The organism is Nitrosomonas sp., assembly GCF_021731985.1.
GTDB lineage: Bacteria > Pseudomonadota > Gammaproteobacteria > Burkholderiales > Nitrosomonadaceae > Nitrosomonas.
Genome location: NZ_JAKFWH010000041.1, coordinates 1 through 12914, shown reverse-complemented (window position 1 = coordinate 12914; position 12914 = coordinate 1). Strand labels below are relative to the sequence as shown.

Sequence of the window (12914 nt, the reverse complement as noted above, 5' to 3'; positions counted from 1 at the left end):
CTATCAGTAGCACTCCCAACATTACCGTAACTATCCTCAGCCATAGCTTGGCAACCATCTCTCTCTCCTTTGTTTTTCCAAAATTTTTTTACTTCTCTCGTCAAGCTTCTTCTTGTCCTATGACGCATGACCTTCCTATATAAACTACATCATGCCTTCCAGCTTACTAGTCCTTCCTTTCCCTCATTCCAAAACAACCCGCTCCCGGCCAGACTACTTACTCATAACTATAACTGACCTGTCAAGAATTTTTGCCTGAAACTGCAATAACTATTTTATTAAATTCTAAACTGCACTATCAATTGCAATATTTGACTCTTGGTTAAACTCAGGTGTTTTCACTTGGTTCTTGCGCTTACTATGAAAAGACAATCCTGTACCTGCTGGAACCAGTCTTCCTACAATAACGTTTTCTTTCAGTCCGCGCAAATCATCCTTTTTACCCATGATGGCAGCTTCAGTTAAAACACGTGTTGTTTCTTGGAATGATGCTGCAGATATAAATGAGTCTGTTGATAATGATGCTTTTGTAATGCCAAGAAGCATGAATTCATAAGTAGCAGGCATCTTCTTCTCAGCAATCAAACGCTCATTCTCAGTTAATAAGTCGGCCCTCTCAACCTGCTCACCTTGTATAAACGTTGAATCTCCAGAATTGCTAATTTGAACCCGCTTCAACATTTGGCGAACAATCACTTCAATATGTTTATCATTTATCCTAACACCCTGTAAACGATATACATCTTGAACTTCGTCAGTAATATAGCGTGCCAATGCTTCAACACCCTGTAAGCGTAATATATCACGTGGATCAGCAGGGCCATCGACTATGTTCTCACCTTTATTAACAACTTGTCCATCGTGCGCCATTACGTGCTTATCTTTAGTTATCAAATATTCATGTACAGTGCCTTCAAGATCTGTAATAACAAGTCGCTGCTTACCTTTGGTATCCTTCCCAAACGACACAATACCAGTTACTTCAGCTAGCATGCCGGCATCCTTTGGTGATCTCGCTTCAAATAGTTCAGCCACACGCGGCAAACCACCTGTAATATCCCGAGTTTTCGATGTCTCTTGTGGAATCCTTGCCAAAACTTCACCGACAGTAACTTGTTGTCCATCACGCACAGTAATGATACAGCCGATCTGGAATGTTATGCTCACAGGTTGATTACTACCAATTATTTTGATTTCATTTCCTTCATCATCCAGAAACTTAACCAATGGGCGCAGGCCTTTTGACTGCGTGGCGCTACGGCGCTTTGGATCAATTACTACCAGCGTAGATAACCCAGTTACTTCATCAATCTGCTTGGCTACTGTCACTCCCTCTTCAACATTCTCAAAACGCACCTTACCAGCATATTCAGTAATAATTGGGCGAGTATGTGGATCCCATGTAGTCAATAATTGACCAGCTTTCACAACCTCTCCGTTCCGTACTAACAATGTCGCACCATAAGATGCTTTATGCCGCTCACGCTCACGACCATTTTCATCCTGTATGATGATTTCACCACTTCGTGAAATGGCTATCAATTCATTCTGTGAATTAGTCACATAACGCATTGTAGAGGAATAATGCACTGTTCCGCTTGATTTACCTTCAACTTGACTTACTACTGCCGTTCGTGATGCTGCACCACCAATGTGGAATGTACGCATCGTTAACTGCGTACCTGGTTCACCAATCGATTGCGCAGCAATGACACCCACCGCTTCGCCCACATTAACTGGCGTACCACGCCCCAAATCTCGGCCATAGCATTTGGCACATAATCCAAAGCGTGTTTCACAAGTCAAAGGCGTACGAACTTTTACTTCATCGATTCCCAATGACTCAATTAAATCAACGGCATCTTCATCCAGCAATACACCCGAGGCAAAAACAACCGACTGATTCTCCGGATTGACCACATCGTTAGCTACGACTCTACCAAGAATCCGTTCACGTAGTGCTTCGATGATTTCACCACCTTCTACAAGTGCTTTCATAACAACACCGTTACCTGTGTCGCAGTCTTCTTCTGTGACAACAAGATCTTGAGTAACATCCACTAAACGGCGGGTTAAATATCCAGAGTTCGCTGTTTTTAGCGCAGTGTCAGCCAAACCCTTGCGCGCACCGTGTGTTGAAATAAAATACTGCAAAACATTCAGTCCTTCACGAAAGTTAGCCGTAATTGGCGTTTCAATAATAGAGCCGTCAGGTTTTGCCATTAATCCGCGCATACCAGATAGCTGGCGTATTTGTGCTGCAGAACCTCGCGCACCAGAATCCGCCATCATATAAATTGAATTAAATGATTCCTGTGTCAATGGCTTACCATCTTCGCTCAGCTGAATTTCACCGGTAACCTGATCACACACCGGTTCTACGCCTAATTGATTCATCATAGCTTTCGCTACATGGTCACCTGCACGTCCCCAAATATCCACAACCTTGTTGTAACGTTCACCTTGTGTTACTAGCCCTGAAGTATATTGTCCTTCAATTTCCTTCACTTCTTTTTCTGCCGCAGCAATAATATCGTTCTTTTGCGTCGGAATTAACATGTCATCCGCACAAATCGAAATACCTGCTCGCGTCGCATAAGTGAAACCCGCATACATTAATTTATCTGCAAATATAACAGTTTCACGCAAACCACAACGTCTAAAACTTGCATTAATAAGCTTCGAAATTTCTTTCTTTTTCAATGTGTTGTTAAGCAGAGAGAAAGGTAGACCAGACGGAAAAATCTCAAATAACAATGTCCGACCTACAGTCGTTTCATAGCGAGTAATTCTCTCATATGATTCACCATCTATGGTTGTATCATACTCTTTGATCCTAACCGTAATCTTTGCATTTAACTCTACATTACGACTTTCATACGCGCGAGATACTTCAGCAACATTTTGAAATAACATGCCTTCACCGCGTGCGCCTATTTTCTCACGCGTTGTATAATAAAGCCCAAGCACGATATCTTGTGATGGCACAATAATGGGTTCCCCGTTAGCTGGAGACAGTACATTATTGGTTGACATCATTAACGTACGGCACTCCATCTGCGCTTCTAATGACAATGGTACGTGAACGGCCATCTGATCTCCATCAAAATCAGCATTAAATGCTGCGCACACCAATGGATGTAATTGAATTGCCTTACCTTCAATCAAGACGGGTTCAAAGGCCTGAATGCCCAATCGATGCAGCGTCGGCGCTCGATTCAACATAACCGGATGTTCACGGATGACGTCTTCAAGTATATCCCACACCACTGCACTTTCATTTTCAACCTCGCGCTTGGCTGCTTTAATGTTACTTGCAATGCCCATTATTTCCAATCTATTGAAAATAAATGGCTTAAACAGTTCAAGTGCCATTTTCTTCGGCAATCCGCATTGATGTAGTTTAAGCTGCGGACCTACAACAATAACTGAACGTCCCGAGTAATCAACGCGTTTACCCAAAAGGTTTTGCCGGAAGCGCCCACCCTTACCTTTGATCATATCAGCTAAGGATTTAAGTGCACGTTTATTGGCCCCCGTCATCGCTTTACCACGGCGACCATTATCCAACAATGAATCAACAGCTTCTTGCAACATGCGTTTTTCATTACGAACGATAATTTCTGGTGCTTTCAATTCAAGCAATCGTTTCAATCGATTATTTCGATTGATAACACGTCGATACAAATCATTCAAATCAGATGTCGCAAAACGTCCGCCATCGAGAGGAACTAGCGGACGAAGATCTGGTGGTAGGACAGGCAGTACAGTCAATACCATCCATTGTGGTTTAATTCCAGATTTATTAAATGCTTCAAGTAACTTAAGGCGTTTAGAAATTTTCTTGATCTTTGTTTCCGAACCTGTACTTTCCATTTCTCGGCGCAGATTCTCAATCTCAGAGCCAATATCCAGATTACCCAATAGGTTACGAATACCTTCTGCGCCCATACTGGCACTAAAATCGTCACCATATTCTTCTGTTTTAACTAAATAATCATCTTCCGTTAGCAGCTGGCAGCGAGTTAATGGTGTCAACCCCGGATCAGTGACTACGTAAGCCTCAAAATACAACACACGCTCTATATCACGTAAAGTCATGTCCAATACCATGCCTAAACGAGACGGCAATGATTTCAAGAACCAAATATGCGAAACTGGCGACGCCAACTCAATATGCCCCATTCGTTCACGCCGTACTTTGGATAAAGTAACTTCAACGCCACATTTTTCACAAATAACACCACGGTGCTTGAGGCGTTTATATTTTCCACACAGGCATTCATAGTCCTTAACCGGACCAAAGATCTTGGCGCAAAATAAACCATCTCTTTCAGGTTTAAATGTACGATAATTAATCGTTTCAGGCTTTTTTACTTCACCGTATGACCACGAACGAATTTTCTCTGGAGAAGCGAGACCGATTTTAATTGCATCAAACTCTTCTTTGTGGGTAACTTGTTTAAATAAATCTAGCAGTGCTTTCATTTGTCACTCCTGTAAATCAGGGGGCAATAATTAATAATTGGTACAAATTTAAATATAGGTGGCAGGATCGAACCTGTTTAATCATCAAAAATATTCTAGATAATCAATTTTGATCTAAATCAATATCCATTCCCAGTGATCGTATTTCTTTTACCAATACATTAAATGATTCTGGCATTCCAGCGTCGATCTTATGATCGCCCTTAACAATACTTTCATACACTTTAGTACGTCCAGTGACATCATCCGATTTAACAGTTAACATTTCCTGCAAGGTATAAGCAGCACCGTATGCTTCAAGTGCCCAAACCTCCATCTCGCCAAATCGTTGTCCACCAAACTGCGCTTTACCACCTAATGGTTGTTGTGTTACCAAACTATAGGGGCCTGTAGATCGCGCATGCATCTTATCATCAACCAAATGATGCAATTTCAGAACATGCATATAGCCAACCGTCACTTGCCGATCAAAAGCTTCCCCAGTTCGACCATCATATAATGTAATCTGGCCAGATTTTGGTAATCCAGCTAGCGCCAACATGTCTTTAATCTCGCCTTCTGTTGCTCCATCAAATACCGGAGTAGCAAAAGGGACGCCTTCGGTTAAATTTCCAGCTAACGATATTATTTCACTATCTGATAGAGAAGCTATATCTTCCTTTTTCCCGCTTCCGTTATAAATCTTGTCAAGAAATTCCCTGATTTCATTTGCATTTTGTTGTACTTTCAGCATCTCCTCAATCTTCCTGCCGAGCCCTTTAGCGGCCCACCCCAAATGCACTTCAAGAATCTGTCCAACATTCATCCGAGAAGGAACCCCTAATGGATTTAGCACCACATCGACAGGCGTTCCATCAGCCATATAAGGCATATCTTCTAAAGGCACAATCTTTGAGATCACACCCTTATTACCATGACGTCCCGCCATTTTATCGCCTGGTTGCAAACGTCGTTTAACCGCGATATATATTTTGACCATTTTCTGCACACCAGGTGCTAATTCATCGCCCTGCGTGAGCTTCTTCTTTTTCTCTTCAAATGCGGCATCAAATGCTTTACGCTTCTGTGCCATACTTTCGCGCACTTGTTCCAGCTGTATACTCGTATCTTCATCAGCCAATCGGATATCAAACCAATAATGCGGATCAAAACTCTTTAGGTATTCAGCGGTTATTTCTTTTCCTTTTGCCAGCTTATTAGGGCCACCTGTAGCAACCTTGTTTATCAGTAAACGCTCAAGACGTTCAAAAGCATCCTCTTCCACTATACGCATTTGGTCTGCCAAATCTTTTTTATAGCGGTCAAGCTCATCGTCAATAATCTTTTGCGCACGCTTATCACGCTCAATACCTTCTCGCGTGAACACTTGTACGTCAATGACTGTCCCTGATATTCCTGATGGAACTCTAAGGGAAGTATCTTTCACATCTGATGCTTTTTCTCCAAAAATTGCTCGTAATAATTTTTCTTCCGGGGTGAGCTGTGTTTCACCTTTTGGTGTAACTTTTCCAACCAAAACATCACCTGCCTCAACTTCTGCACCAATATAAACAATACCTGATTCGTCAAGGCGTCCTAACTGATGCTCTGATAAATTTGGGATATCAGCAGTAATCTCTTCAGTCCCAAGCTTGGTATCCCGGCTCACAACCGACAATTCTTCAATATGAATAGATGTAAAGCGGTCCTCGGCCACAACTCGTTCTGATATCAGAATTGAATCCTCAAAGTTATATCCATTCCATGGCATAAATGCCACCAACATATTTTGCCCTAATGCAAGCTCACCCATATCAGTGGAAGCACCATCCGCAATGACATCGTCCTTTCCAATCCTATCTCCAATCTTGACCAGTGGCCGCTGATTAATATTAGTATTCTGGTTAGAGCGGGTATATTTGATAAGATTATAAATATCAACACCTACTTCACCCATTCGAGTCTCCGCATCGTACACTCGCACCACAATTCGACCGGCATCCACATAATCCACAATTCCGCCACGTTTCGCTCGAACAGTTGTACCTGAATGTACTGCTACTACCCTCTCAATACCTGTACCAACAAGCGATTTCTCAGCACGCAAGCATGGAACTGCCTGGCGTTGCATATTTGAGCCCATCAAAGCGCGGTTAGCATCATCATGCTCTAAGAATGGTATAAGTGAAGCTGCCACTGAAACAATTTGAGCGGGAGCCACGTCGACATATTCGATTCGATCTGGCGCTGACAATGAAAATTCATTCTTATGACGGCAAGAAACAATTTCACTAATGAAACGGTTATTATCATCAAGCTCAGCATTAGCCTGAGCAATCATAAAATTACCTTCTTCAATTGCCGACAAGTAATCTATTTCTTCAGTAACCCGACAATTTTTCACTTTACTATATGGCGTTTCAATAAATCCATACTCGTTTGTTCGTGCATACAATGCCAGTGAGTTAATAAGCCCAATATTTGGTCCTTCCGGTGTTTCAATAGGGCATACACGACCATAATGTGTCGGATGCACATCGCGCACTTCAAAACCAGCTCTTTCACGTGTCAATCCACCCGGTCCCAAAGCTGAAATACGCCGCTTATGCGTAATTTCAGATAATGGGTTGGTTTGATCCATAAATTGAGATAATTGACTCGATCCAAAGAATTCACGCGCCGCGGCAGAAACTGGCTTTGCATTGATCAGATCATGTGGCATTAGATTATCCGATTCTGCTTGGCTTAATCGTTCTTTCACAGCACGCTCGACACGCACTAGTCCCGATCTGAATTGATTTTCCGCCAATTCACCTACTGATCGTACCCGTCGGTTACCGAGATGATCAATATCATCTATCTCTCCACGACCATTTCGCAGCTCTACAAGAATTTTGATAACTGCAATAATATCTTCATTCGATAGTGTTTGAGATCCTGTCAATTCAGTTCTACCCACTCTGCGATTAAATTTCATTCTACCTACAACCGACAAATCATAGCGTTCTGGCGAATAAAACAATCCATTAAACAATGCCTTAACAGACTCTTCAGTCGGTGGCTCACCGGGTCGCATCATCCGATAAATAGCGACCTGCGCATTCAATTCATCGGTTGTCTCATCAATTTTTAGCGTTTGCGAAATAAAAGCACCATGATTAAGATCATTCACATAAAGTGTATTAATTTTCTTTATGCCGGCTTTACGAAACTTATCCATTGTTTCTTCCGTAACTTCATCATTGGCTAGCGCGACAACTTCACCCGTTTCCTTATCAACAATGTTTTGCGCAAGTATTCTTCCGAGTAAAAAATCTTCAGGCACTTCCAGCTGATCAATCTTAGCTTCCTGCATTTCGCGGATATGTTTAGCTGTAATACGTTTATCTTTCTGGACAATCACCTTTTTCCCTTTGGCCAGAATATCAAAACTCGCTACTTCACCACGCATACGTTCAGGAACAAGTTCAAACTGAATTCCTTTATCTGAAAAACAAAAACAATCAAATATAAAAAACTCTTTTAATATTTGCTCTGAAGTGCAGCCAATTGCTTTCAACAAAGTAGTAACAGGCATTTTGCGACGGCGATCTATCCTGAAATACAAGCAATCCTTTGGATCAAATTCATAATCAAGCCAAGAACCACGATAAGGAATAATGCGCGCAGAAAATAACAACTTACCGGATGAGTGAGTTTTACCACGATCGTGTTCAAAAAATACACCAGGCGAGCGATGTAATTGTGAAACAATCACACGTTCAGTGCCATTAATTACAAAAGATCCTGTGTCGGTCATTAGAGGAATTTCACCCATATAGACTTCTTGCTCTTTAACTTCCTTCACAGTTGGCTTGGATATTTCTTTATCCATAATCGTGAGTCTAACCCTAGCGCGCAAAGGCGATGCATAGGTAAGTCCACGCTGCTGACATTCCTTAACATCAAATACAGGCGATCCAAGTTCATAGCTGATAAAATCTAGCCGCGCATTTTTGGTATGACTCTCAATAGGGAATATTGAGTTAAAAGCAGCCTGCAACCCTTGATTTTGGCGTTTATTGGGTGCTACTTTTTCCTGCAAGAAAGCCGCATATGATTCGAGCTGGGTAGCGAGAAGAAATGGAATCGGCAATACACTCGCACGTTTAGCAAAACTTTTACGAATACGTTTTTTCTCTGTGAACGAATAGCTCATGAATTTTCTCCGGAAGAAGAAGACAGAGGATTGAAGAGTTGAGACCAAATAACTATCAATTGCTTGAATACCTACAATGACACATCAAGTGATCAAAATACCAAAGGCTGGTAGCCCTAATATGCACACCAGCCCTGAAATTTTATAATTTTTTTTACTTAATTTCGCAAGTAGCGCCTGCTTCTAGCAATTGTTTCTGGATTGCAGCAGCATCTTCTTTGGATACTCCTTCTTTAACAGGTTTAGGCGCGCCATCAACTAAGTCTTTAGCTTCCTTCAAGCCTAAACCCGTCACTGCTCTTACTACTTTAATTACATTCACTTTACTATCACCGGCTGATGTAAGAATCACAGTAAATTCGGTTTGTTCTGCTTCAGCAGGGGCACTGCTACCACCTGCCGCAGCAACTGCAACAGCTGCCGTGGCTACCGCAGATACACCAAACTTCTCTTCCATTTCTTTAATCAATTTTGACAATTCAAGTACCGTCATATTTGAAATTGCATCTAATATCTCATCTTTTGTTACAGCCATCATTTTCTCCTGGTTATTTTCTGTATTTAGCTATCGCTATCGTATTAAATAGAAGTCTTTAGAATTATTTGCTATCACGTATCATCGCTAAACCACGCGCAAATCGTGCTGGCACCTCATTAAGTGTTTGAACAAACTTGGCGATTGGCGCTTGCATTGTTCCCAGCAGTTTCGATAACAATTCTTCTCGACTTGGCAATGCTGCAAGCGCAGTAATCTCGTCACGCGACATTACATGTTCACCTATTGCGCCAACCTTGATCACAAATTTTTCATTGTCCTTGGAAAACTCATGTAGCACTTTCGCTGCTGCTACAGGATCGGTGCCAATGCCATAGACAAGTGGACCAATCATATGTTTAGCAAGCCCTTCATAAGGTGTATCAGCAACGGCACGACGAACCAATGAATTTTTTATGACACGAAAATAGATTCCTGATTCACGAGTTTTTGCTCTCAGTTGTGTCATTTTACCAACTTCTATCCCGCGATACTCTGCAATAATAATAGCTTGAGCACTTGCTACTTGAGCACTCACTTCAGCTACTATAGCTTTTTTCTCTTCAAGACTAAGACTCAAGGTTCATTCTCCATCAGTAAAAATAGTATTTGGTATAAAAAATACCTAATTAGTTACTCTCTTCCAAATACCACAAACTGGCGACCTTAAACCAGGAAAAAAACTCCTGTTTTGGATTCACCATCTACGCTGGGTATTCAACTGAAATTAAAAGAATTATCCTATAAGTTAATTCTTTCTTTACAGTAGAATTTTTAAGTATCGTTAAGTAAACTAATACTTGTCTTCTCTCTGTTTACCCCAGCGGTCTTTGACAATCCACTTAAACACATATTGTATTCAGTGGCCCAAAGTTATTTATTGCTGCGTTATACTCGTTTGATCTATTCGAACACCAATGCCCATTGTGCTTGAAATAGATACTTTTCTCAGATAAACACCTTTTGACGAGGCTGGCTTAGATTTATTAAGCGCATCAATCAGCGCCATCAAATTTTGTTTTAACGAATCCGCTGCAAATGATGCTCGACCAATCGTGCAATGTATAATACCGGTTTTATCAGCTCTAAATTGTACCTGCCCGGCTTTAGCATTTTTAACAGCCCCAGCAATATCAACCGTTACTGTACCAACTTTCGGATTTGGCATTAAACTGCGTGGCCCCAGAATCTGACCTAATTGACCGACAATGCGCATAGCGTCTGGACTTGCAATAGCAACATCAAAGTTGATGTTTCCTGCTTTAATATCAGCTGCTAAATCTTCAAAACCCACAATGTCCGCACCTGCTTCTTGAGCTTCTTTAGCCTTATCACCTTGTGCAAATACTGCGACACGTACTGTTTTCCCTGTTCCTGCTGGCAAAACTACCGATCCGCGAACTGCCTGATCTGATTTCTTTGCATCAATACCCAAATTAATCGCCACATCAATAGATTCATTAAACTTAGCTGTTGCTGCTTCGTTAACAAGCCCTAGTGCTTCATCAATATGATATGCCTTATTACGGTCAACTATTCCTGCTATAACTTTGTAGCGATTTGATGATCGTGCCATTTTATATACCCTCTACTTCTATACCCATACTTCTTGCACTACCTGCAATAGTACGTACAGCAGCATCCAAACTTGCTGCTGTTAAATCTGGCATCTTTGTTTTAGCGATTTCTTCTGCCTGACTACGACTTAGTTTTCCTACTTTATCCAAATGCGGTCTAGGACTTCCTTTGCCAACACCTGCGGCCTTCTTGATTAATACAGATGCCGGTGTGGTTTTCATTACAAACGTAAAGCTTTTATCAGCATATGCAGTAATTACTACTGGCACTGGCAATCCCGGTTCAATTTTCTGCGTAGCCGCGTTAAACGCTTTACAAAATTCCATGATATTTAACTGCCGCTGACCTAGTGCAGGCCCAATGGGTGGACTTGGATTAGCCTTACCAGCCGGTACTTGCAACTTGATATATCCAATTATTTTCTTTGCCACTGCGATCTCCTGTTGGGTACAAACGAGTAATCACTCACTCTCCCCTGTTCTATACAATTTAAAAAAACCATCCAACTGTAAATCAGCTATTTATTAGCTGTTAAATATCCTATTAGGATTTTTCTATTTGATTGAAATCCAACTCAACTGGCGTTGGCCGCCCAAATATAGAAACTGAAACTCTGAGTTTGCTCTTATCGTAATTAACATCTTCTACATTGCCATGAAAATCTGTGAATGGCCCATCTTTAACGCGTACAGCTTCCCCTATCTCAAATAAAATTTTTGGTTTTGGTTTCTCTACGCCTTCCTGGATTTGATGAAGTATATTATCTACTTCCTTCTGACTTATCGGTGTTGGCTTCATAGCCGATCCACCGACAAAACCTGTTACTTTGTCCGTATTCTTGACCAAGTGCCAGGAATCATCCGACATCTCCATTTCCACTAAAACATAACCAGGGAAAAATTTTCGTTCACTGATATTCTTTTGGCCGCTTTTCATCTCTATCACTTCCTCTACCGGCACCAGGATTTGACCAAATTTATCCTGCATACTCGCGCGTTCAATACGATCCTTTAATGCCCGCTGCACACTTTTCTCATACCCCGAATAAGCATGAACCACATACCATCTCTTACTCATTCTTTCCTCTGAGAAATTTTATCAAGCATCTTGATTCATCATAAGTTTCACGAGCGACATCAAAGCAGAATCAATAAACCACAAAAATAAAGCCATGGCAACCACAAATGCGAATACCACCCCCGATGTTTGGAGTGTTTCTTTACGACTCGGCCATACTACTTTTTTTGTTTCTTCGGTAGATTCCTTGCAGAATACATAAAATTCTTGGCCCTGGAATGTAAATCTTGCAGTAATTACAGCCAACAGGAATCCCGCCATTATAGACAATACACGCACAACCATAGGGCTTTCACTTAAGTAAATGAATCCCGCAACACCTGCTACGATAAATACAAATACAAGCCCAAGCTTTAATTTATTCACGTTAAACGAATCCTCTTATACCCGTCATTATGGTATTTCATGCGTTAATCTACTTCTAACATTTTCAGTTTCTATATAACTCTTCTGACACACTCAAATTCGTCAATCTGTCAAAATTTTATTACTCGCTACACCCATAATATCCAGATCATTCTTTCAATCTAATTTTTATATATCTAGTATTTTAGTTCCAATTTATTATGGCAGGCCAGGAGGGCATCGAACCCCCAACCTTCGGTTTTGGAGACCGACACTCTGCCAATTGAGCTACTGGCCTTTTATACGTAACTTCCCTGACGTTGGCATCACATTAAAACAATTATTATCCCGAGCTTTCTTTATAAAATTATTCGATAATTTTAGCAACAACACCGGCACCAACCGTTCTTCCGCCTTCACGTATTGCAAAACGCAATCCATCCTCCATCGCTATTGGTGCTATTAAATTCACTGTCACCGACACATTGTCCCCAGGCATCACCATCTCCGTTCCCGCTGGCAATTCGATCGCTCCCGTGACGTCTGTTGTCCTGAAGTAAAATTGTGGACGATATCCGGGAAAAAATGGGGTATGTCTTCCACCTTCTTCTTTACTCAACACATATATCTCAGCCGTGAATTTGGTATGTGGCGATATACTACCTGGCTTTGCCAATACCTGACCCCGCTCTACTTCTTCACGTTTCGTACCAC

General features: G+C 41.4%; 8 protein-coding genes, 1 tRNA gene and 1 pseudogene. All 10 read right to left on the bottom strand.

Annotation, left to right across the window (positions count from 1 at the left end; translation table 11 throughout):
- Positions 1–285: 285 nt before the first annotated feature.
- On the bottom strand, positions 286–4488 hold the full coding sequence (gene rpoC, locus QZ942_RS05380) for a DNA-directed RNA polymerase subunit beta' (protein ID WP_292993662.1): 4203 nt from the start codon (positions 4486–4488) through the stop codon (positions 286–288).
- Positions 4489–4591: 103 nt separating this feature from the next.
- Positions 4592–8665, bottom strand: a complete 4074-nt coding sequence (gene rpoB / locus QZ942_RS05375; protein ID WP_292993661.1) for a DNA-directed RNA polymerase subunit beta — start codon at positions 8663–8665, stop codon at positions 4592–4594.
- Between the two features lie 154 nt (positions 8666–8819).
- Positions 8820–9200 (bottom strand): 50S ribosomal protein L7/L12, encoded by a 381-nt coding sequence (rplL, locus tag QZ942_RS05370; RefSeq protein WP_292993660.1) that lies wholly within the window; start codon positions 9198–9200, stop codon positions 8820–8822.
- A 64-nt stretch (positions 9201–9264) separates the two neighbouring features.
- A complete protein-coding gene (gene rplJ / locus QZ942_RS05365) occupies positions 9265–9780 on the bottom strand; it encodes a 50S ribosomal protein L10 (protein ID WP_292993659.1) in 516 nt (171 codons plus the stop codon).
- Between the two features lie 297 nt (positions 9781–10077).
- Complete coding sequence (rplA, locus tag QZ942_RS05360; protein WP_292993658.1) at positions 10078–10776, bottom strand: 50S ribosomal protein L1; 699 nt, start codon at positions 10774–10776, stop codon at positions 10078–10080.
- Between the two features lies 1 nt (position 10777).
- The gene (gene rplK / locus QZ942_RS05355; RefSeq protein ID WP_292993657.1) at positions 10778–11209 is read right to left on the bottom strand and encodes a 50S ribosomal protein L11; all 432 of its coding nucleotides are present in this window, start codon (positions 11207–11209) and stop codon (positions 10778–10780) included.
- A gap of 112 nt (positions 11210–11321) precedes the next feature.
- Entirely contained in the window at positions 11322–11855 is a 534-nt protein-coding gene (nusG, locus tag QZ942_RS05350; protein ID WP_292993656.1) for a transcription termination/antitermination protein NusG, read from the bottom strand.
- A 21-nt stretch (positions 11856–11876) separates the two neighbouring features.
- Positions 11877–12221, bottom strand: a complete 345-nt coding sequence (gene secE, locus QZ942_RS05345; RefSeq protein ID WP_292993655.1) for a preprotein translocase subunit SecE — start codon at positions 12219–12221, stop codon at positions 11877–11879.
- Positions 12222–12422: 201 nt separating this feature from the next.
- Positions 12423–12498, bottom strand: a tRNA-Trp gene (locus QZ942_RS05340).
- Positions 12499–12567: 69 nt separating this feature from the next.
- Positions 12568–12914 (bottom strand): annotated as a pseudogene (gene tuf, locus QZ942_RS05335) (elongation factor Tu); the annotation flags it as partial.